At 71.5% G+C, this 20211-nt stretch carries 18 protein-coding genes; 5 read left to right on the top strand and 13 right to left on the bottom strand.

The annotated features are described in order from the left end of the window. Positions 1-3: 3 nt before the first annotated feature. Positions 4-1263: an alpha/beta fold hydrolase gene (locus Raf01_RS19185; protein WP_203919299.1), complete on the top strand. Its 1260-nt coding sequence runs from the start codon at positions 4-6 to the stop codon at positions 1261-1263. A 52-nt stretch (positions 1264-1315) separates the two neighbouring features. On the opposite strand, the gene Raf01_RS19180 is transcribed toward Raf01_RS19185, so the two are convergent. From Raf01_RS19180 to Raf01_RS19170, 3 genes are read right to left on the bottom strand one after another with little or no spacing between them, the layout of a single operon-like run. After that, on the bottom strand, positions 1316-2500 hold the full coding sequence (locus Raf01_RS19180; protein ID WP_203919298.1) for an MFS transporter: 1185 nt from the start codon (positions 2498-2500) through the stop codon (positions 1316-1318). Positions 2501-2544: 44 nt separating this feature from the next. Further along, entirely contained in the window at positions 2545-2856 is a 312-nt protein-coding gene (locus tag Raf01_RS19175; protein ID WP_203919297.1) for a hypothetical protein, read from the bottom strand. A gap of 34 nt (positions 2857-2890) precedes the next feature. Then, positions 2891-4213 carry a YcaO-like family protein gene (locus Raf01_RS19170; protein ID WP_203919296.1) on the bottom strand — a complete coding sequence of 441 codons (1323 nt, stop codon included), beginning with the start codon at positions 4211-4213 and terminating at the stop codon, positions 2891-2893. 167 nt (positions 4214-4380) lie between these two features. Between Raf01_RS19170 and Raf01_RS19165 the strand changes: the two genes are divergently transcribed. Beyond that, positions 4381-5229, top strand: a complete 849-nt coding sequence (locus Raf01_RS19165; protein ID WP_203919295.1) for an alpha/beta fold hydrolase — start codon at positions 4381-4383, stop codon at positions 5227-5229. A gap of 75 nt (positions 5230-5304) precedes the next feature. Here Raf01_RS19165 and Raf01_RS19160 read toward each other — a convergent pair whose 3' ends face one another. Genes Raf01_RS19160 through Raf01_RS19150 form a run of 3 tightly spaced genes read right to left on the bottom strand, consistent with a single transcriptional unit; the run spans position 5305 to position 9033 of the window. Continuing rightward, positions 5305-6339, bottom strand: coding sequence for an ABC transporter permease (locus Raf01_RS19160; RefSeq protein ID WP_203919294.1), 1035 nt, complete (start codon positions 6337-6339; stop codon positions 5305-5307). After that, positions 6336-7904: a sugar ABC transporter ATP-binding protein gene (locus tag Raf01_RS19155; protein ID WP_203919293.1), complete on the bottom strand. Its 1569-nt coding sequence runs from the start codon at positions 7902-7904 to the stop codon at positions 6336-6338. Before Raf01_RS19155 ends, Raf01_RS19160 begins: the two co-directional genes overlap by 4 nt. A gap of 10 nt (positions 7905-7914) precedes the next feature. Next, on the bottom strand, positions 7915-9033 hold the full coding sequence (locus Raf01_RS19150) for a substrate-binding domain-containing protein (protein WP_203919292.1): 1119 nt from the start codon (positions 9031-9033) through the stop codon (positions 7915-7917). A 668-nt stretch (positions 9034-9701) separates the two neighbouring features. Here Raf01_RS19150 and Raf01_RS19145 point away from each other — a divergent pair. From Raf01_RS19145 to Raf01_RS19135, 3 genes are all read left to right on the top strand, one after another. After that, positions 9702-10118, top strand: coding sequence for a VOC family protein (locus Raf01_RS19145; RefSeq protein ID WP_203919291.1), 417 nt, complete (start codon positions 9702-9704; stop codon positions 10116-10118). 118 nt (positions 10119-10236) lie between these two features. Then, on the top strand, positions 10237-12327 hold the full coding sequence (locus Raf01_RS19140) for a glycoside hydrolase family 65 protein (RefSeq protein ID WP_203919290.1): 2091 nt from the start codon (positions 10237-10239) through the stop codon (positions 12325-12327). A gap of 106 nt (positions 12328-12433) precedes the next feature. Then, a complete protein-coding gene (locus Raf01_RS19135; RefSeq protein ID WP_203919289.1) occupies positions 12434-12865 on the top strand; it encodes a nuclear transport factor 2 family protein in 432 nt (143 codons plus the stop codon). 24 nt (positions 12866-12889) lie between these two features. Here the strand turns inward: Raf01_RS19135 and Raf01_RS19130 are convergent, their stop codons facing one another. The 7 genes from Raf01_RS19130 to Raf01_RS19100 all read right to left on the bottom strand — a co-directional run bounded on the left by Raf01_RS19130 (position 12890) and on the right by Raf01_RS19100 (position 20128). Next, on the bottom strand, positions 12890-14875 hold the full coding sequence (locus Raf01_RS19130) for a DNA recombination protein RecN (protein ID WP_203919288.1): 1986 nt from the start codon (positions 14873-14875) through the stop codon (positions 12890-12892). After that, positions 14872-15456, bottom strand: a complete 585-nt coding sequence (locus Raf01_RS19125; protein ID WP_203919287.1) for a hypothetical protein — start codon at positions 15454-15456, stop codon at positions 14872-14874. The genes Raf01_RS19130 and Raf01_RS19125 overlap by 4 nt, the downstream gene beginning before the upstream one ends. Continuing rightward, positions 15453-16430, bottom strand: a complete 978-nt coding sequence (locus Raf01_RS19120) for a hypothetical protein (protein WP_203919286.1) — start codon at positions 16428-16430, stop codon at positions 15453-15455. Before Raf01_RS19120 ends, Raf01_RS19125 begins: the two co-directional genes overlap by 4 nt. Before the next feature lie 142 nt (positions 16431-16572). Further along, positions 16573-17808 carry an MFS transporter gene (locus tag Raf01_RS19115; RefSeq protein WP_203919285.1) on the bottom strand — a complete coding sequence of 412 codons (1236 nt, stop codon included), beginning with the start codon at positions 17806-17808 and terminating at the stop codon, positions 16573-16575. Positions 17809-17856: 48 nt separating this feature from the next. Next, a complete protein-coding gene (locus Raf01_RS19110) occupies positions 17857-18930 on the bottom strand; it encodes an LLM class flavin-dependent oxidoreductase (protein WP_203919284.1) in 1074 nt (357 codons plus the stop codon). A 32-nt stretch (positions 18931-18962) separates the two neighbouring features. Continuing rightward, entirely contained in the window at positions 18963-19616 is a 654-nt protein-coding gene (locus tag Raf01_RS19105; RefSeq protein WP_239133734.1) for an NADPH-dependent F420 reductase, read from the bottom strand. Further along, positions 19613-20128 (bottom strand): MarR family winged helix-turn-helix transcriptional regulator, encoded by a 516-nt coding sequence (locus Raf01_RS19100; RefSeq protein WP_203919283.1) that lies wholly within the window; start codon positions 20126-20128, stop codon positions 19613-19615. Before Raf01_RS19100 ends, Raf01_RS19105 begins: the two co-directional genes overlap by 4 nt. Between the last annotated feature and the right edge of the window lie 83 nt (positions 20129-20211).

Below are 20211 nucleotides of genomic sequence, written 5' to 3'. Positions count from 1 at the left end.
GGCATGGTCACCACGTCGGGTCTCGCCCTCACCGATCACGTCTTCGCGGTACCGCTCGATCACGTCGATCCGAACGGCCCGACCATCGAGGTGTTCGCCCGCGAGGTCGTCGCGGCGGAGCGGGCCGGCGAGGACCTGCCCTGGTTGCTGTTCCTGCAGGGCGGTCCCGGCAACAAGGCGCCCCGGCCGGTGGGCCGGGACGGCTGGCTGGGCCTGGCCGTGCGGACCCACCGGGTGCTGCTGCTGGACCAGCGGGGCACCGGCCGTAGCACGCCGGTGACGGCCCGGACCGTGGCCGGGATGCCAGCCGCCGAGTTGGCGGCGTACCTGCGCCGGTTCCGCGCGGACAGCATCGTGGCGGACGCCGAACTCATCCGGGCACGGCTGGCCGGTGGGGCGCGGTGGGACACGCTCGGGCAGAGCTACGGCGGGTTCATCACGCTCACCTACCTGTCTCAGGCACCGCAGGGCCTGCGTACCTGTTACGTGACCGGCGGCCTGGCGAGCCCGACGGCCAGCGCCGACGAGGTGTACTCCCGCACCTACCCCCGGGTGGCCGCGAAGAACGCCGAGTACTACCGGCGCTACCCGCAGGACGTGGCGGCGGTCCGGGCGATCGCCGACCACCTCGACTCCGTCGACGTCCGGCTGCCGGACGGCGACCGGCTGACCGCCCGGCGGTTCCGGCTGCTGGGCAACGCGTTCGGCATGGGCGACGGGTTCGCCAAGGTGCACTGGCTGCTGGACGGGGTGTGGCAGGGCGGCGAGCTGTCGGACGGCTTCCGGTACGCGGTGATGGCCGAGACCGGGTTCGTCGACGCGCCCATCTTCACGCTGCAGGAGTTCTGCTACGGGCAGGGCGGCGCGCCGACCGGCTGGGCGGCGCGGCGTGCCCTCGACCGGGACCCGCGGTTCGCGGCCGACGCCGACCCGCTGCTGTTCACCGGCGAGATGATGTACCCGTGGATGTTCCGCGAGATCTCCGCGCTCAAGCCGTTCGCCGGTGCCGCCGACCTGCTGGCCGCCGACGACGACTGGCCGGCGCTGTACGATCCGGCCCGGCTCGCGGGCAACGACGTGCCGGTGTACGCGGCGGTCTACTTCGACGACATGTACGTGGACGCCGAGCTGCAACTGGAGACCGCACGGGCGCTCGGCAACAGCCGGGTCTGGGTCACCAACGAGTACGAGCACGACGGGGTGCGGGTGGACGGGGAACGGGTGCTCGGCAGGCTCATGGACATGGCCGTCGGCCTGTGCTGAACGCGCGGGCCTGTGCTGACCGCGCAGCCTCTGCCGACCCCCGGCTGGCCGCTCACGTCGCCAGTTGCGGAGTGCGCAGCCGCCGTACCGGCGACAGCAGCAGCGCGGCCAGCCCCACGGCGACCGGTACGACCAGCGCCAGGTAGGCCACCCGGGTGCCGGCCGCCCCGGCGAGGACACCGCCCAGCAGCGCACCGAACGGAGTGCCGCCCCACGCCAGCATGCGACCGGTGGTGTTCACCCGTCCCTGCAGCGCGTCCGGCGTCACCTGCTGCCGTACGCTGATGCCGTTGGTGATGGCCGTGGTCGTGGCTACGTACCAGACGGCCCAGACCGCCATGGCGACCGGGAGCGTACGCGCGACCGCGAACCCGGCGAGGCAGACCGCGTTCACCGCGTACCCGAGGATCGAGGCCGGTCCCGCGCCGGCCAGCCGGGTGACGCGGGGCAGCAGCAGCGCACCGGCAAGCGAGCCGCACGCGCCGGCCGAGTAGAGCAGTCCGATCCTGGTGTCGTGGGTGGCGAGCCCGAGCCCCTGGTGCGCCTGAACCACGAGGAGACCGAGCGCCCCGCCCACGGTCATGGACAGGGCGAAGCCGGTCAGGCTGAGCGTGCGGACTACCGGTTGGCTCCACAGGTACCGCAGCCCTTCGGCGATCTCGGCGCGGACGCGGGCGGCGGTGCGGCGCGCCGGATCGATGTCGCCACGCAGCGCGGCGATCAGGGCGGCGGACACCAGGTAGCTGCCCGCGTCGAGACAGATCACGATCGACGGGTCGGTCACCGCGGCGAGCAGCCCGGCACCGGCCGGCACGCTGATCTGCAGCACCACCTCGGTCGCCCAGAGTGCGCTGTTGGCTTCGGCCAGCCGCTGCCTGCCGACGATCCGGGTGAGCGCGCCCCAGGCCGCGCCGGCGAACAGTCCGAGAAGCAGATACGGCAGCGCCTCCAGCGCCGCGACCGCTGCGGTCAGCGTGGCGGAGCCGCTCGCCTGGTAGGTGAGCAACGGGATCGCGATCGCACTCGCCGCGCTGCCGCCGAGACTGATCGACCGTGCCAGGTACCACAGCCGGAAGTCGCGGCTGGAGGACAGGCGCTTCCGACCAGTCCGGCTCGGCGCGTCTGGCGCCGCGCCACGACCCGGACCAGTCGTCCGACCAGTCCGGCTCGGCGCGTCTGGCGCCGCGCCACGACCCGGACCAGTCGGTGGGCGGGCCGCGGCCGTGGTGGTCACCATGATGGCCTCCCGTGACGTGTCATCGTGCCCGCCCGACCCCGTCGCTATGCCGGCGAGAGCAGGCCGGAGAGCGCCGCCTCGTCGCTGGCGTTGAGCGGATCGCGTCCGGGCACCGTGACGCCGGTGCGGCAGATTCTGACCGGCTCGCTGTTGCGGCACATGTTCACGTTCCGTGCGTCCGGTGCCGAGTTACGGCAGGCGCTGACGCTACCGCCCACATCGGTACCGGCGGTGCGGCACAGGTTCACACCGGCGGGGCCCCATTTCGCGGTACGGCAACTGGTGGCGTTGCCGGGACCGATGTCCGCGGCGGTACGACACATGTCGATGTCGGTCAGATCTCGATACTCGGACACGATCTCCTCCTGGTTGTGGTGGGTTGTTGACGGGTCAGAGGCTCCGGCGGCGCGCCATCGCCCCGGTCCACAGGTCCCAGCCGCGTCCCGTGGGGACGATCGGCAGGCCCAGATACACGAGGCTGAAGCGCTCCAGCCCCGGTGCGACCGCCGTGACGACACCGATCGTCGACTCCGGCGGGGTCAGTTCGCTGAGGTACACGTCGATGCCGTGGGCCGCCAGCAGGCGGCTCAGGCGACCCGTCGCCGAGGCGATCCGGTCCCCCGCCGCCGGTTCGCCACCGTCCGGGCGGGCCTCGACGCGCCCGTCGTCCGCGACGGGCGTGGGCGCACCGTTCGGGTCGCGGCCGTCCGGCGGCGCGCCGTCGCGCAGGCTCACCCGGTCGGCGCTGGTCAGCAGGGACCGCACCGGCAGCCGGGCGCACTCCGCGAGCAGCGGCCAGGGCGCGAGCGATGCCAGCGCCGCCAGTGCCGCGGCGGGATCGGCCGCCGTCATCTGCATGAGTTCCCGCAGCGCCCGCTCGGCGGCGTGCGTGCCGTGCAGCGAGGCGCCGGTGCCGAACACCGGCGGCCCGGATTCGTCCCGGTGAGCGATCGCGAGATAGACCGGGACGCCCAGGTCGGTGGTCAGGTCGATGAGGTGGACGCCGGCTCCCGCGGCGACCGCCGCCGCGTCGTGCAGCCGGCGCAGGTGTGGCGGCAGGCCGGTCGGGTCGACGAGCCGCGGCGCCGTGTCGCCGGCCACGAACCAGCGGAGCATCGCGTGCGACAGCGCGTCGTGTTCGATCAGTTCGCCGATCGCGTGCAGAGTCGCCTCGCCGGGTGTGGCACCGGCCGCCGTGCCGATGCTCGACGAGTACCGCAGCAGGCTTCGGTACGGTGCGACGGAGTCGCCGGGCAGCGGCCGGTCGTGGTAGCCGGGGTCGCTGAGAAACACCGGGTACCACACCGGTCCCCGCGGGCCGTCCATGGGCGCGCACGCGGCCACCGCGCCCGGGAAGTCGGCCGCCCACCGGCGTACCACGAGGTCTCCGGTCAACGCCGGCTGGCCGGCCACCGCTGCGGCGGTCATCAGCTCGGTGGCGCCCGGTGCCAGCCGCCGGCTGCCGCGCCAGGACATGTAGAAGCTCTCCAACGCCTCGTACCAGGCGCTGGCCAGACTCCGCTCGGCGGTGCCCTTGCCCGAGCCGGACGCGACGAGGCACCCGTCGCGGCGCAGCTGCACCACCGGCACCGGTACCCGCGCCGAGCCGAGCCACTCGACGTCCGCCGTGAGGCCCAGGCGGCCGACCTCGTCGCGGGCGCGGCGCAGCGCGGCATCGCTGGACATCGAGCGCTCCGGCACGCCGCCGTCCACCGCCGGCTCCTCGCGGCGACTCGCTCGACTGTCCACAGTAGACCCTCCCGGACAATGTTCCGCATCGATGTCCGCCGGGGATCGTACCGGGCCCCTCAGCGCACAGGCTGCCCCGCACGGGGTCCGATTCCGGTCACCGGTTCTGGTCGGTCCGGTATTGTGCGCGGATGGCGATGGTGGAAGTGGGCGGTGTGCGGCTCGCGTACGACGAGGCGGGCAGCGGACCGCCCGTGGTCCTGGTCCATGCGGCACTCGCCGACCGGCGGATGTGGGAGCACCAGTTCGCCGCGCTGGCCGCCAACCACCGGACCATCCGCTACGACTGGCGCGGGTACGGCGAATCCGGCGACGCCGCCGGCGAATTCGCCCACCACGAGGATCTGCTCGGACTGCTGGACGCGCTCGACGTGGATCGGGCTGCCCTGATCGGATGCTCGATGGGCGGCGCACACGCGGTCGACGTGGCACTGACCGCACCCGACCGGGTATCCGGCCTGGCGCTCATCTGCTCCGGGCTGTCCGGACACCGGTGGCCGCCGGCGATGCTCACCCGGGCGCGGGAGCGGATCTACCGCGCGGTACCGGCCGACCGGTTGCGACGGTACGGCGAGCACACCGCCGAGCGGATCGACCCGGCGGACATCACCGCCATGGCGCAGGCGCAGCTGGATCTCATGCTGGTCGGGCCGGACCGGGACCGCGGCGACCTCGCCCCGCGGGTGTGGGAGAGCGCGCTGGCCATGTGCGAGAAGGTGTTCGCACGCGAGTGGGCGGGGCCGCCGAACTCGCCGCGCGAACTCGATCCGCCGGCCGACGTCCGCCTCGCCGAGGTACGCGTGCCGGCACTGGTACTGGCCGGGTCGGCCGACATCCCCGAGATCCGGGACGTCTCGACCCTGCTGGCCGACGGCATCCCCGGCGCCCGCCGGGTCGATCTGCCCACCGGTCACCTCCCGCCGGTCGAAGCGCCGGAGCGGGTCTCGGCGCTGCTGTCCGACTTCCTGACCACGCTCTGACCCGTTGCGGCCCCGCCCAGGCGCCGGCCGGGACGGGGATCGCTCCCCCAGGCACGGAGCGATCCCCGGGTACGGTCAGCGGCGCCCGCGGCCGAAATAGTTGGCGCGCAAGCGGTCGAGCAGGATCGCCACGCCCAGCACGCCGCCCTGCACCACCTGCTGGTAGTACGGGCTCACGTGCAGCGCCAGCAGCCCGTTGGCGATGAACTCCAGCAGGATCGCGCCGGCCGCGATACCGGTGATCCGGCCCTCGCCGCCGAACAGCGACACCCCACCGACCACCGCGGCGGCGATCGCGATCAGCTCCCAGCCCGCTCCCACGGACGGGTCGGCGACGTTCATCCGGCCGATGACCAGAACGCCGACGATCGAGGCCAGGATCGAGCTGGCGACGTAGGTGGAGATGATCCGGCTGCGGATCGGGATGCCGGCCAGCCGCGCGGCCTCCCGGTTGCCGCCGACCGCGTAGATCTGCCTGCCGACGTAGGTGCGCTCCATCACGAACCAGGCGACCAGCACCACGCCGACGAAGAACAGCGCCGGTACCGGAATGCGTTGGACGTAGTACGCGCTCAGGTTGCCGAACAGCGACGAGATGCCGTTGATCGGGGTACCCCCGGTGATGGCCAGGGACAGTCCCTGCGCGACGGTGTAGGTCACCAGCGTGATGACGAACGGCGGCACGTTGAGCCGGGTGACCAGCGCGCCGTGCCAGAAGCCGACGGCGGCGCAGATGACGATCGTGACGAGGATCGCGACCGGGGCGGGCAACCCCTGGTTCACGTTGAACCAGGCGGCGAGGATGCCGGCCAGGCCGGCCAGCGCACCCACCGACAGGTCGATGCCGCCGGTGAGGATGACCAGCGACTCACCGATCGCCAGGATGCCGACCTGGGCCAGGTCCCGGCCCATCACCTGGAGGTTGCCGACGCTTGCGTAGGTGGGCGCGTTGCCCGCGATGACGGCGAAGACGACCACGCAGGCGATGATGACGCCGGCCTCCGGCGACTCGGCGAGCCGGCGCAGCAGACCGCCCACAGTGGACACACCGGTACGCCGGGGCGCGGGCTCGGTTCCCTTGGGTGCCAACGTTTCCTGAGTGCTGCTCATGCACCCGCTCCGTTCGGTTCGGTGGGCTCGTCGATGACGGGGCCGGTCCCGGCCGCGGCCGTCATGATGCGCTCCTTGGTCGCGCCGGCGTGGTCGAGGACGGCGACGACCCTGCCGTGGTTCATCACCGCGATCCGGTGGCAGATCGACAGCAGCTCCTCCAGCTCCGACGAGGCCACCAGTACCGCCATGCCCTCGCCCGCGGCCCGGTCGATCAGGTCGTAGATCTCCGCCTTCGCGCCGACGTCGACGCCCCGGGTCGGCTCGTCCAGCAACAGCAACCGCGGTCGGGTCGCGAAGGCCCGGCCGAACACCGCGCGCTGCTGGTTGCCGCCGGACAGCGACCCGATCGGCTGCTCCACCGAACGCATCCGGACGTTGACGCTCGCGGCGATCCGTTGCGCCTCGTCCCGCTGTCGCCGCGGGTGCAGCAGCCCGGCGGTGCTGATCCGCTTGAGGATCGACACCGTGACGTTCGCGCGGATCGGCGCGAACGTGACCAACGACTGTTCCTTGCGGTCCTCCGGGATCAGCGCGATCCCGGCCCGCGCGCCGTCTCCGGGGTCTCGCGGCGAGTATCTTTCGCCGCGCAGCCGCATTTCCCCACCGATGGCGGGCTGGGCACCCGCGACGGTGTGGATGAGCCGACTGCGCCCCGATCCCATCAGGCCGGCGACACCGACGATCTCCCCGGCGTGTACCTCCAGGTCGACCGGGCCCAACCCGGCCGCCCGCAGCCCGCTCACCCGCAGCAGCACCTCGCCCTCCGGCGGGCGGCTCTTGCCCTCGGTGTGCCCGATCTCGCCGCCGACCATCTCCCGGATGAGCCGGTCCTCGGTCGCCTCGGAGGGTTTCAGGTCGGCGACCAGCCGCCCGTTGCGCAGCACGATGACGCGGTGGCTGACCGCGCGCACCTCGTCGAGGCGGTGGCCGATGAACAGCACGGTACCGCCGCGTCCGGCCAGCTGCCGGGCCAGGCCGAGCACCATCTCGGCCTCGACCGGGCCCAGCGAGGACGTCGGCTCGTCCAGGATCAACAGCCGGGGCGTGCGGCCCCACGCCTTGGCGATCTCGATCATCTGCCGGGTCGGTACCGGCAGCGTACGAACCTTGCGGTGCACCGGGATCGCCTCCGGCGACAACCCGATCTCGGCCAGCATCGCCTCGGCCTCGGCCCGCTGCGCCGGCCGGTCCACCAGAATCCGTCGCCGGGACTCGCGTGGACGCCGCCCCAGCAACAGATTCTCCGCCACCGACAGCTGCCCGACGAGCGGGAACTCCTGGGACACCATCGCCACGCCCAGTTGCTTCGCCGCCTCGGTGGAGCCGGCGGGCAACGGTACGCCGTCGATCTCGATGTCGCCGCCGTCCCGGTGCACCGACCCGGCCAGCGTGCCCATCAGCGTCGACTTGCCGGCCCCGTTCTCGCCCACCACGCCGATCACCTGACCGGCGTGCAGGTTAAGGGCGGGAAGGTCGAGGACGCGGACCGGACCGTAAGACTTGTGCACCCCCCGCAGCCGCGCGGTGACCGCGCGGCCGGGGGCGCCGCCTGGCAGCGTCATCGTCGAACTCTCAGCTAATCCCGAGCTGCTTTTCGAGGTCCTGGTACTGGTCGAGGTCGGACTTCGTGACCAGTCCGACACCGGAGCTGAGCGTGGAGCCGTCGGATTCCAGGTAAGGCTTCACGATGGCCATCGTGGCGTCCTTGCCGAGCACCTTCATCGCGGCCATGATGTACGCCCCGGTGTGGCCCTGCTCGTACGGCATCTGCACGACCGTGCCGGAAATGACGCCGGAGTTGATGAAATCGATGGTCTGCGCGTCGGAGTCATCACAGATGATTTTCACCTTGCCGGCCTTGCCCGAGGACTGGACCGCCTGCGCCAGCGCCGGCCCGTCGTAGGAGTACACGCCGTACAGGCCGGTGATGTCCGGGTTGTTGGCCAGGATGGTCTCCGCGTCCGAGGTGGCGGTGCTCGCCTGGAGGTTGTCGTTGACCTTCTGCGCCACCGTGATGGTCGAACCCTTCAGCCCGTCCTCGAAACCCTGGATCCGCTGCGTGGCGTTGGCCGCGGTCAGCGAGCCGACCAGGATGGCCACCTTGCCCTTGCCGCCCAGCACCTGCTTCATCGCCTGGCCCGCCTGCAGGCCGGCCTGGTAGTTGGGGGTACCGAGGTAGAGCCCGGCCGCGTCGGTGTCCGGCAGCGGCGAGTCGACCGCGAGCACGAACACACCCTTGCTCACGTCGTTGTGGATGGTGCCGGCCGCCGACTTCGGGTCGATCGCCGAAATGGAGTACCCGGTGACCCCCTGCGACTCCAGGGTCTCCAGCTCCGAGGTCTGCTCGGTCAGCTTGCCATTGGGCGGCGCGAAGTAGGTGCACTTGTTCTTCGCGATGCCAAGGTCGGCACAGCCCTTGAGGAAGCCGACCTGGCCGGCTTTCCAGTAGTCGGCCGCCACGTTGACCACCATGGCCACGTTCACGCCGGACAGGTCCTTGCCGGCCATCGCCGACTTGAGCGCGGCGTCGAGCTTGGTCAGGTTGTCCTGGTTGAACGCGACCGTGCCCTCCAGGGGCGCGGTGCTCGGCGGGGGCGCCGATCCCGAGGAGCCGCCGGCGTCCTTCGAGCACCCGGAGCTGAGCGCGAGTAGGGTGACCGCCGCCGCAACGGCGACAATTCTCGTCCGCATTGCTGTGCCCTTCCGTGTCGGGTGTGACGGGGGTGGTGGCGGGCGCGGGGCCGGGACCTCCCGGCTCCGCGCGAGCCGGTCGTACACCTGTTTCTCGCGGATCTGACTGCGCGACTAGGGCCTGACGGCGCCAGCGATGTGTATCCGACGGCGCCGATGCCCGCGGGCCACCGGGCGGACCCGGGTGGCCTGGCACCGTTCGTGCCTCGTTCTCAACACAACTGTTCGCAAACTGTTAGCGTTCACACGACGGCCGGCCAGTTGCCCCGGCCCAGCGTCCGGCGCCTGCCCGGGCGGCGGACTCGCCGAGTCAGATTCGACCCGCGAGCGCTCGCCTACGTCCACCGCCGCTGACCGCCGTTTCACTGCCGTATCCCCTCGATGAACCGGAAGTGACTTGCTGAGATGTTAACGCTCACAAGGAGACTGTCAAGAGTTAGATGTCGATTCGTCAATGCGCACAAACGGGCTCAACCGTAGTCGGTCTGGCATACCGCGTGGGTACCCCGATCCACGCGCAGACGGACGCACCCCCGGTCACCGCGCCGGGCGGCTCCTGTCCCCACGCGCCTGTCCCCACACGGCTGCCCCCGCGCGGCCGTCCCCCACGCGCCTGTCCCCACACGGCCGCCCCCACGCCGCGCCGGCCCGGTGACAGGATGGCGTCCATGCGAACTCAGGTGACGTTCGACTGCGCCGACCCGCACGCCCAGGCCGCGTTCTGGGCTCAGGTCTTCGGATCCACCGTCGAGGACAACTCCGCACTCGTCGACCAACTGGTCGCCGACGGGCGCATGCCCGAGGAGGACCGGATCGTGGTCGACGGGCGTTCCGCGTTCCGCGAGGTGGCCGCGTGCCGCGACCCGGCGGGTGCCGAACCCCGGCTGTTCTTCCAGCTCGTAACCGAGGGAAAGGTCGCGAAGAACCGGGTACACCTCGACATCCACGTCGAGCCGGAGCGGAAGGCGGCCGAGGTCGAGCGGCTGGTCGGGCTCGGCGCCCGGCTGGTCGAGACGCACAGCGACCGCGGTCCCACGACGCACGTGCTGCGCGACCCTGAGGGCAACGAGTTCTGCGTGCACTGACCGTTTCCGCGGGCGCCGGCTCCGTCCTGCGGCGCCGAACCCCGCCAGCGGCGGGGTTGGGCTCCGTTTGACCAGTCTCCGCCGGGGTAGCACTGCCCCGGCGGAAGGAGAGCCCGCTTTGAGTAGCCCGATCAGTCCCGACCCGGTCACCGAGTGGCGCCCGGAGTACCTGCCCGCGTACCTGTCCAACGGCCTGATCGGCCTGCGCATCGGGCACATCCCGCTGCTGTCCGGAGTGATGATGGTCAGCGGCTTCGAGGGGTTGGACCCGGAGAGCCGCGTGGAGGCGTTCGCCCGGGCGCCGTACCCGCTGGCCGGAAACCTGAGGGTGGGCCGTGCCCGCCTGTCCGATCCCGGCCGCGCCGTGCTGAAAGAGCAGCGGTACGACTTTTCCTGCGGGGAGCTGCACACCCGGCTGGGTTTCGAGGGTGACGGCGTTCGCGCCGATCTCGACGTCATCAACCTGTGCAGCCGCACCCAGCCGACCATCACCCTCCAGGAGGTGAAAGTCACCGTCGACCACGACTGCGAGGTGACGATGACCTCCGGAGTGAACGCCCGTGACGTACCGGGAGGCTGGGCGCACAACGATCCCGGCGCGCTGGACACCGACATGAGCTGGCCGGACGGGCCGTACTACTGGGAGAGCTTCGGGAAGCTGTCCAACCTCGGCATCGCGGTGCGGACGCAGCTGTGCGGCGTGGACCAGTTCGACCGGCAGTTCGACCCGAGCGGGCCGGACCAGATCGTCACTCACTACACGTTCGAGGCCAGGGCCGGGGTGCCCTACCGGGTGCGCCGGTACGTCAGCGCCGTGCCCAAGCCGATGCACTCGCAGAGCCACCTGGAGGCGCAGCGGCTGCTGGAGGCCGCGTACCTGCGGGGATTCGACTCGCTGCGGGCGGACAACCACGCGGCCTGGGACTGGCTGTGGCAGGGCCGGGTGGTGCTGGAGGGCGCGCCGGCGCGCTGGCAGGCATTCGCCGACGCGGCGTTCTACTACCTGCACAGTTCGGTGAACGGCTCCTCGCCCAGTTCCTCGTCCGTGTTCGGACTGGCGTACTGGCCGAACTACCACTACTACCGCGGCCACCAGATGTGGGACCTGGAGACGTTCGCCCTCCCGCCGCTGCTGCTCACCCAGCCGGAAGCGGCGGCGGGCCTGCTGCGCTTCCGCAAGGAACGCCTGCCCGCCGCCATCGAGAGTTCCCGGGTGGCCGGTTACCGTGGCGCGAAGTACCCCTGGGAGAGCAGCCTGCGCGACGGCAGCGAGGCGACCCCGACGGGCACCTTCGGGGCGGCGACCGAACACCACGTCAGCACCGACGTCGCCATCGCGTTCGCCCGCTACGTCCACGCGACCGGCGACCTCGACTTCGCCACCCGCGAGGCATGGCCGGTCATGACGGCGGTCGCCGAGTGGATCGAGAGCCGCTCGCGATGGAGCACGCGGGGCTTCGAGATCCAGCAGGTGATCGGCATCGCGGAGACCGGCCACCTGGTGAACAACAGCGCGTTCGTCAACATGAGCGCCGCCGTGGCGCTGCGCGAGACGATCGCCATGGCGCACTTGCTGAACCTGCCGGTCCCGCCGCAGTGGGAGGAGATGGCGGACCAACTCGTCATCCCCTCCGATCCGCGGACCCGGGTCATCCAGAACCACGACGACTACGACCCGTCGGAGGAACAGGGGGCCACCCCCGAGGCGCCGGCCGGGCTGTTCCCGCTCTGCTACGAAGCGGGGACGAACACCGAACGGCGGACGTTCGAGTACTACCTGAACTTCGCCGACCAGTACGCGGGGCAGCCCATGCTCTCCGCGATGCTCGGGGTGTACGCGGCCCGGCTCGGGGACCGCGCCCGCGCGCTGGAGCTGTTCGAGAAGGGGTACGGGCAGTTCGTCGTCGACCCGTACACCATCACGCTGGAGTACAGCCCCACGGTGTTCCCCGACCACCCGCACGCCGGCCCGTTCACCGCCAACCTCGGCGGGTTCCTCACCAGCTGCCTGTACGGCCTCACCGGCCTGCAGCTGCGCGAGGGTGAACCCGCCGCGTGGTTCGATCGGCAGATCACCCTGCCGGACGGCTGGGACGCGATCCACGTCGACCGGCTCTGGGCGCACACCAAGCCGATGTCGTTGCACGCGGTGCAGGGCGACGACCGCGGGCATCTGGTCCCGAGCCGGATGAACGCGCCACGGGACTGACCGCCCCGGGTTGACCGCCACGGGCTGAGCCCGGTGGCAGCGTCGTGCCGACGCAGTACCCTTCGTGGAACAACGCGCATTCATGCCTTCCATGAAGGGTCGGGCGATGACCGCCACGTCACGCGAAGTCGTCGAGCAGGTGCTACGGGCGAGCCTCGACCAGGATCTCGAGACGATCGTGGGGTTGATGGCACCCGAGGGGTACATCGAGTGGCCGTACCGGCCGGCGGGCGTGCCCGCGCGGTTGCAGGGCCGCACGGCGATCCGCGAGCACCTGACCAAGGCGGCCAAGGCGTTCATCACGTTCGACGAATACCGCAACGTGGTGATGCACGAGACCACCGATCCGGAGGTGGTCATCGTGGAGTACGACGCGGACGGGACCGTTGTCGCGACGGGCGCGCCGTTCCGTCAGACGGTCATCGCCGTCTTCCGGGTCCACGACGGGCAGATCCAGTCGTACCGCGACTACATCAACCCGCTGCCGTTGATGGAGGCGCGCGCCAGCGTCACCGACACCGCCAGGGCCGGCGCCTAGCGTCGCGGGGCCCGCGGCGGCCCGTCAGGTGGTCTCGTCGTCGATCAGCCCGTACGGCGGCTGATCCGGGCGGCGGGAGAAGCGCACGATGACGGCCGAGGCAGCGGCCGGGGGCGGCGCGTTGTCGGCGACCACGATCTGAGCGCCGGTGCCCTTGCCCGCCAGCCACGCGTCGAGGTGACGGTAGAACCGCTCGATGGTGGCGCCGTCCGCGGACTCGGCGGAACTCTCGCCGCTGTTGCCGAGATTCTTCTGCGGGCTGTCCAGCATGAGGAACCCGGGATGCGACGACCGGGTCTCCCACGCGATCTCGAACGTCGCCAGCTGCCAGGCGAGGGCGATCAGCGTCCGCCCGCCGGACGAGCCCGCCGCGTATGGCTTGCCCCGCATGTACGGCGTGAGGTCTTCCGCGACGTACGCGTCCGCGATCTTCGGATAGTGCCACTCCTGCAGCATCTGCCGGTACCGGCCGCTGATCTGCCGGATCACCGCCGACCGGTCGGCGCGCGGCTGACCATCGGCGTCGGTCAACTCCTCGCGCAGCGAGGCGAGCAGTGCCCGCTGGCGCTTGATCTCGGCCGCGCGCCGATCCAGGCTGTGCGTCAGCCGCAGGCCGTCGACCGCGCGTTGCAGGGCGGCGGCAGCCTCCTCCCGCCGTCGCGCGAGCGTGTCGCGCTGCGCCAGGTACGGCGTGATCGCGTGCGCGGTCGCCGCGTCCACCTCGGCGGCGGCCCGGGCCTCGGCGTCCTGCGCCCGCTCCACCGCGACCCGCAGCCGCGGTATCTCCCGCTCCAGCTCCGCCAGGTGCTCGGTCAACTCCTTGAGCCTCGCCCGGGCCGACCGGAGTTCGGCGCCGACATCGAGCGCGCCGGTGGCGCCCGGCTCGGTGGACGGCGAGTCGAGGTCGCTGTGGCAGGCGCCGCAGCGGCGCTCGGTGCCGGCCAGCGGTGTCAGGCACGACGGGCAGAGACCGGGGCGCAACGGCTCGAACAGGCGGTCGGCTTCGGCGAGCATGGTCAACTTGCTGACGTCCTCGGCGTACGTCGACCGCAGCGCGGTCATCCGCTGTGCCTGCGTCTCCCGGTCACGCAGCAACCCAGCCGCGTGGCGCGCCTCGGTCGCGGCCGCGTGGTGGCGTTCCCGCAGCTGTACCGCGAACGTGGTCTCCGCCCGCGCCGCGGCGTCGAGAGCGGCCACGGCCATCGCGCACTCCGCCAGCTCGCTCTTCGCGTTGCGGTGCGCGGCCTCCAGTTCCTCCCTGGTGCCCAGCTGCTGCTCGTCGACGACCTGTTCGGCCACCTGGTAGGCGTGCCGCTCGCCGGTGAATTCCGTCTCGACCGCGCGGATGCGCCGGCCCAGCTCCACCGACCGGTCGTCGTGCACGTCGAAGACCACGTCGACGACCTGCCGGAGCTTCAGGTGCTTCATCGGTACGTTCTCGAACAGCAGGTTCTTGTCGTCGAGCCGCTCGTTGGGCAGGAAACACAGCCACATCAGGTCGCGGAAGCTGAGCGGGTCGCTGTCCGCCTGGTCGTGAGCGAGCGTGTCGCGCAGCCGCACTCCCTCCAGCTTGCAGTGCGACAGCAGCAGGCTCGACAGGCTGCCGGCCTGGCCGGCCGGGCGCACCGGGCGGCGTTGCGCCGGTGCGGCACCGGGCTCGTCGAGCCGGCCGGCGCGGACGTACGCGAAGGTCGACGGCTCGCCGACGGTCCGCTCGATCAGGTACGGCGAACCGGACAGCTCGACCTCCAGGGTCGCGGCGCGGACCTTCGGCATGATCTCCGGATGCCGGGGATGGTCGGACGCGCCCAGGCAGTAGTCGACGAATTCCAGGATGGTGGTCTTACCGGTGCTGAACGCACCGGCGATCACCGAGAGCGGACGCGGGGAATCGTCCCGGCCGCGGAAGTCCACGTCGTAGGTCCGCCCCTCGGCGTGCAGGCGCAACCGACGCAACCTGATGCCGTGGACGCGGGAGCCTCGTTGCGACACTCCTGGATCACCGATCATGTCAGGTCCTTCGGGGGGTGGGGCACCACCGGATGTCTGTCGGTCAACGGATCGGGGACGTGTTCGTCGACGAGAGGGAACGCCGGATGCAACGGCGCGTCCGCGTCCACCATGAGCCATTGTCGCAGCCCCGCCCGCAGTTTCCTACCGCTCAGCCGCCGGGTCCGGCGGATCACGACACGGGCGGCCGCGAGGTACGACTGAGAATACATCGCCGTAAATGTGTCGGCCATGTCTTCGCCTCGCGGAGTGAGCCGGTACCGGATCCGGCCGGCCGGGTGGACGCTGACCAGTCCCCTGCCGACCAGTTCGGCCAGGTCTCCGGCGAGCCGGAGCTGGGCCGTGACAAAGCGCTGCGCAGGGCTGGCGTAGCCGACCGCGCGGTCGTCGAAGCCGGCGAGCCGGAGGCTCAACCGGTCGGGATCGCCGTCCAGCCGGGCCAGCAGCAGCGGATGGACGGCGAGGAAGTCGCAGATCCCCAACCGCTCGGCGTCGACGCCGTCCGGGGCGGTCTCCGCGGTCACCGACAGCAGCAGCAGGAGCCGGGCCTGCCGGAGAAGCGGACTGTCGTCGGGGTTCACGGCTGCTCCTCGACCGCGATGGCCCGCCAGTGCGGCACCCAGCCCGCCCGGCGGTCCTGGACCACCCGGTGCATCAGGCCGCAGCGGTGCACCGGGCCGGCGGCGAGTGCGACCGGGAACGCCGCGGACTCCCGGATGTCCCGCATCACCTGGGCGTGCAGCCCGTGCAGTCGTGGGTTCGCCTCCCGTCGCTGGTACGCCTCGTTGAAGTGGGCCTCCCAGATGCCGTGCACCACGCCGTCCGCCTCCCGAAGGGCTTCGATCTCCCGCGGCAGGGCCTTGTCCAGGATCTCCCGGGCCAGCAGCTCGGCGTTGAAGAACTCGTACTTGGCGCCGGCCAGCTCGACGTGCCCGGCGGCGCGCAGTTGCCGCACGAACAGCGCCCGCTCAAGTTCGGTGGCCGTGTCGGGATCCAGCGCGTGCAGCGCCACGCGGGGCCCCGGCGCCGGGGTGTACGGGTCGTAGAAGTGCCTGCGCACGTCGGCGCTGTCCGGCTTGATGAGCAGGTTGCGCAAGACCGTCTCGTGCCACAGCTCGATGGCGACTCCGGTCTCCCGCTGACGGCGCGCCCGCCAGGTGTCCCACCACTGGGCCGTCGGGGGGTCCATGCTCGACGGCACGCACAGGATCCACTGGTCGACCCGGTAGCCGTTGCGTTGCGCGGCGGCCAGCGCCGAGTCGAACGATTCGCGGATCTGGGCCCGGCTCGACCGGGTGACCACCGGCCAGAAGTACTTCGACTGCCAGACGACGATGAGGCCGGACAGCTCGCCGAGCAGGACATCGATGCCCCAGTCACCCGGATTCGCGGCGATCGCGCGGGCGCCCGGGTGAATGGCGGCAATCAGCATGGCGAGCATCTGCTCGAAGTCGTCGCGCGCTCCGGCCACGTTCCCGGCTCGGATCTGGTGGGCCGCGAAGTTGATCGGAGGCTCGCCGGACGCGAGGCTCATCGCTGCCGAAGTCGCTGTCATCACCCCTTCGGCGTGTGAGTGAATGAATATGCGACCCCGCTACCGACTATGACCGAACGGCCGCCCACGGGGCAATCCCGCACCAACGGATCGGGTACTGTTCCCGCGCATTTCACCGAGCATTCGCCCAGCGTGGGTGCCGTTATCCGCCGGCGTTCGCCTCCGCGAGGACGACCGGGTCCGAAGCGGCCCGGTCACGCCGGCGCCGGCGCAGCTCAAGCGGCAGGACCAGCGCCGCCGCCAGCGCGCCGAGCAGGCCCGCCGCGGCGAAGCCGCCGGCCGGCACGGTCGCGTCGATGACCGTACCGGCCAGCGGCGAGCCGAGCGACAGACCCACCGTCAGCGCGGAGCCGTGCAGTCCCATCGCCTCGCCCCGGACGCTTCCCGGCACCAGCCGGCTCACCGCGTCCGCCGTCGCCGCGAGGGTCGGCGCGCACAGCGCCCCGGCCGGCAGCAGGGCCAGGGCGAGCAGCCACCACCGCCCACCGCCCAACCCGACCGGAGCGGTGAGCAGGCCGAGCACGACGGTCAGCGCCAGCGGGGGCAGCGGGCGGGACAGGCCGCCGTACGCGAACCCCCCGGCCAGCGAGTACACGCTCCACAACCCGAGCACCGCCGCGGACCAGCCGACCTCGCCGTGGGCGCGGAGCACCGCGACGACCGAGACATCGGCGCCGGACAGCACGAGGGTGGCCGCCGACGCGCCGAGCAGTATCGCGATCAGCCGCAGCGTGAGCCAGCTCCGGCGGGGTACCCGCACGCCCGGCGTCCGCGGATCGGTCGGCACCCGGGTCGGCGGGTCGAGGACGATCAGGGCCACCCCGGCCAGCGCCATGCCGGCACCGATCCCGAGCAGGGTGACGCGCGGGGAGACGCTGGTGGAAATGAGCACGGCCAGCGCCGGGCCGCACATGAACGCCAGCTCGACCGACATCGAGTCCATGGCGTACGCCTGCCGGCGCTGGTCCTCCGGCACCAGTGCGGCGATCGACTGCCGTACCACCGAGTAGACCGGGAGGATCAGCAGGCCGCCGGCGAACGCGGTGACGAGCAGCAGCGGGTACGGCAGGATGGGCGCGACCGTCCAGAACAGCGCCGTGGTGACCGTGGTGACGGCCAGCACCGGCCGCAGCCCCCGCCGGTCGACCACCCGGCCGAGCACCGGCGACCCGAGCGCGGTACCCACGGTCATCGCGGTGCCCACCAGACCGGCCTGGGCGTAGCCGCGGCCGAGGTCGGTCACCACGTGCAGGGTCAGCGCCACCGCGGTGGCCGCCATCGGCACCCTGGCCAGGACCGACACCAGGAGCAGGCCGCGCAGCCCGGGCACGGCCAGCACCCGCCGGTAAGGCGTCAGGTTCAACACACCCCGTACCATCTCAGACCGCGGCCGGGCCCGGACAGGCCCCCCGTGCCGGGACAGGATCTAAGCCAGAAGTTCGCGCACGCGGGGGGCGACAACGGTGCCGTACAGCTCGATGTTGGACATCAGCGCCTCGTGCGACAGGCCGCCCATGGCGTATTTGAGGTCGAAGCGCGTCGCGCCCAGCGCGGTGAGGTTCGCCGCGATCTTCCGGGCGACCGTTTCCGGCGAACCGACGTAGAGCGCCCCGCGGGGTCCGATCTCGTACTCGAAGGACTCCTTGGTCGGAACGGCGAACCCGCGGGTCCGGCTGACCCTGCGGATGACCTCCTGGTACCGCGGCCAGAACTCCTCCCGCGCCTGCTCGTCGGTGGCCGCGACGTGCCCGGGCGAGTGCACGCCCACCGGCAGCGGAGCCTTCCCGAACTGCTTCAGGGCCCGCTGGAAGAGCTGCGAGAACGGGGCGAACCGGGCCGGGGAGCCGCCGATGATCGCGAGCATCAGCGAGTATCCGTAGTTCGCGGCGCGGATGACCGACTGCGGGCTGCCGCCGACACCGATCCACGCCGGGAAGGGACCGGACTCGGTGTGCGGGACGACGTCCTGGTCGACGAGCGACGCGCGGGTGTTGCCGTGCCAGGTGACCGGGCCGCCCTTGAGCAGTCCGGCGAACAGGCCGACCTTCTCCTCGAACAGTTCCTCGTAGTCGGCGAGGTCGTAACCGAACAGCGGGAACGAGTCGATGCTGGAACCGCGTCCCAGGATGACCTCGGCGCGGCCGCCGGAGATGGCGTTGAGCGTGGAGTACCGCTGGAACACCCGCACCGGATCGTCGGAGCTCAGTACGGTGACAGCCGAGCCGAGGCGGATGCGGGAGGTCCGCGCGGCGATCGCGCCGAGCACCACGTCGGCGGCCGAGAGCGGGAAGTCGTCGGTGTGGTGCTCCCCGATGCCGAAGAAGTCCAGGCCGACCTGGTCGGCCAGGACCCCCTGCTCGACGATGTCGCGGATGGTCTGGGCGTGGGACAGCGGACGGTCGTCCTTGTCGTGCGTCACGTCCCCGAAGGTGTCGAGGCCGAGCACGAGCGGGAAGCTCGCCGGGCCGGTGGCGGGGACGCCTGATGGTGCGGTAGTCACGTCGGTTCTTTCTCTGTCGATGGTGGAAGGGTTTACGCCGCCGCGGCGCCGAGCGCCTGCTGGAACTCGCCGCGGGTCAGGGACGCCCCGAACACGGCGCCGCCGGGTTCGAAGAGGCGACCGGCGGCGAGTGAGTCCAGCCGGACCACGTCGTACCCGATGCGCTCGATGACGCCGGCCACGGTCTGCACGGCCGCCGGGTCGTCGCCGGCGACGCCGAGAGCGCGGCGGTCGGCTGAGCCGGCGGGCCGGCGACCCTCGTCGAGTTCGTGGTAGCCGATGTGGTTCAGCGTCTTGACGACGGTGGACCGGGCCAGCCGGCGCGCCACGACCTCGCTGCTGCCGAGGGAGGTTGCCTCGAACAGCTCCTGCACGCCGTCGGTGGGCGGCCAGTAGTTCATCGTGTCGACGACCAGTTTCCCGGCGACCAGGTCGGGATCGAACGCCGGGAACCGGTGCAGCGGGATGGCCAGAACCACGATGTCGGCGTCCCGGACGGCGTCGGCGGCCCAGCGCGCCTCGGCACCCGGCGCCAGCACCTGGGTGATGAGCGCGATGCGGTCCGGGTCGCCGGACGCTGCGATCGACACCGGGTACCCGGCCTCCAGCGCCACCCGGGCGATCACCGGGCCGGTGTGTCCGGCGCCGAGCACGGCGATCCGTGGCAGCGAATCGGGGGTGGTCATGAAGGTTGGCCTCCAGCGGGCTTCTCGGTCAGCTCCGGGTGCAGGTGGTCGCGCAGCACCTGGAGGATGTCGGCGAGCGCCACGAACTGCTCGGGGGTCAACGCGTCGGCGAAGTGCTTCTTGACGGCCCGCATGTGCGGCGCGGTCGCCGCCCGGAACAGGGTCGCGCCCTCCTCGGTGAGCAGCACCTCGGCGCCGCGGTTGTCGGTGGCGCAGTCGTCGCGCCGGATCAGGCCGCGCCGCTCCATCCGGGCCAGGTGGTGGGACAGCCGGCTGCGCTCCCAGTCGATGGTGGCCGCCAGCTCCGAGGACCGCAGCCGCCGGTCCCGCGCCTCGCTCAGCGCGAGCAGGACGTGGTAGTCGGCCGGGGACAGGCTCGTCTCCTGGAGCAGCTGCGCCCCCAACAGCCTGCGCAGCTCGGCGGTCGTGTCGATCAGTGACCGCCAGATGGTGAGTTCGTCCGAGGTCATCCGCCGGCGCTCCGCCGCGCTGACCGACCGGTCGTCCCTCATGATCCATACCTCATCTCATTGACGCGTCAATCATACCCACCATATGATTGACGCGTCAATATTGACACGTCAATTACATCGGG

It is taken from the genome of Rugosimonospora africana, assembly GCF_016862975.1.
In the GTDB taxonomy this organism is placed as follows: Bacteria; Actinomycetota; Actinomycetes; order Mycobacteriales; family Micromonosporaceae; genus Rugosimonospora; species Rugosimonospora africana.
Note: the sequence above shows the minus strand (reverse complement) of the source record. Positions and strands in the feature narration are given on the sequence as shown.

What these genes read in the sequence shown, in the direction of transcription:
- Raf01_RS19155 (WP_203919293.1), bottom strand. Translation starts at nt 7,904, where the DNA reads ATGACGCTGCCAGGCGGCGCCCCCGGCCGCGCGGTCACCGCGCGGCTG.
- Raf01_RS19160 (WP_203919294.1), bottom strand. Translation starts at nt 6,339, where the DNA reads ATGAGCAGCACTCAGGAAACGTTGGCACCCAAGGGAACCGAGCCCGCG.
- Raf01_RS19180 (WP_203919298.1), bottom strand. Translation starts at nt 2,500, where the DNA reads ATGGTGACCACCACGGCCGCGGCCCGCCCACCGACTGGTCCGGGTCGT.
- Raf01_RS19165 (WP_203919295.1), top strand. Translation starts at nt 4,381, where the DNA reads ATGGCGATGGTGGAAGTGGGCGGTGTGCGGCTCGCGTACGACGAGGCG.
- Raf01_RS19100 (WP_203919283.1), bottom strand. Translation starts at nt 20,128, where the DNA reads ATGAGGGACGACCGGTCGGTCAGCGCGGCGGAGCGCCGGCGGATGACC.
- Raf01_RS19185 (WP_203919299.1), top strand. Translation starts at nt 4, where the DNA reads ATGGTCACCACGTCGGGTCTCGCCCTCACCGATCACGTCTTCGCGGTA.
- Raf01_RS19130 (WP_203919288.1), bottom strand. Translation starts at nt 14,875, where the DNA reads ATGATCGGTGATCCAGGAGTGTCGCAACGAGGCTCCCGCGTCCACGGC.
- Raf01_RS19115 (WP_203919285.1), bottom strand. Translation starts at nt 17,808, where the DNA reads ATGGTACGGGGTGTGTTGAACCTGACGCCTTACCGGCGGGTGCTGGCC.
- Raf01_RS19105 (WP_239133734.1), bottom strand. Translation starts at nt 19,616, where the DNA reads ATGACCACCCCCGATTCGCTGCCACGGATCGCCGTGCTCGGCGCCGGA.
- Raf01_RS19135 (WP_203919289.1), top strand. Translation starts at nt 12,434, where the DNA reads ATGACCGCCACGTCACGCGAAGTCGTCGAGCAGGTGCTACGGGCGAGC.
- Raf01_RS19145 (WP_203919291.1), top strand. Translation starts at nt 9,702, where the DNA reads ATGCGAACTCAGGTGACGTTCGACTGCGCCGACCCGCACGCCCAGGCC.
- Raf01_RS19150 (WP_203919292.1), bottom strand. Translation starts at nt 9,033, where the DNA reads ATGCGGACGAGAATTGTCGCCGTTGCGGCGGCGGTCACCCTACTCGCG.
- Raf01_RS19120 (WP_203919286.1), bottom strand. Translation starts at nt 16,430, where the DNA reads ATGACAGCGACTTCGGCAGCGATGAGCCTCGCGTCCGGCGAGCCTCCG.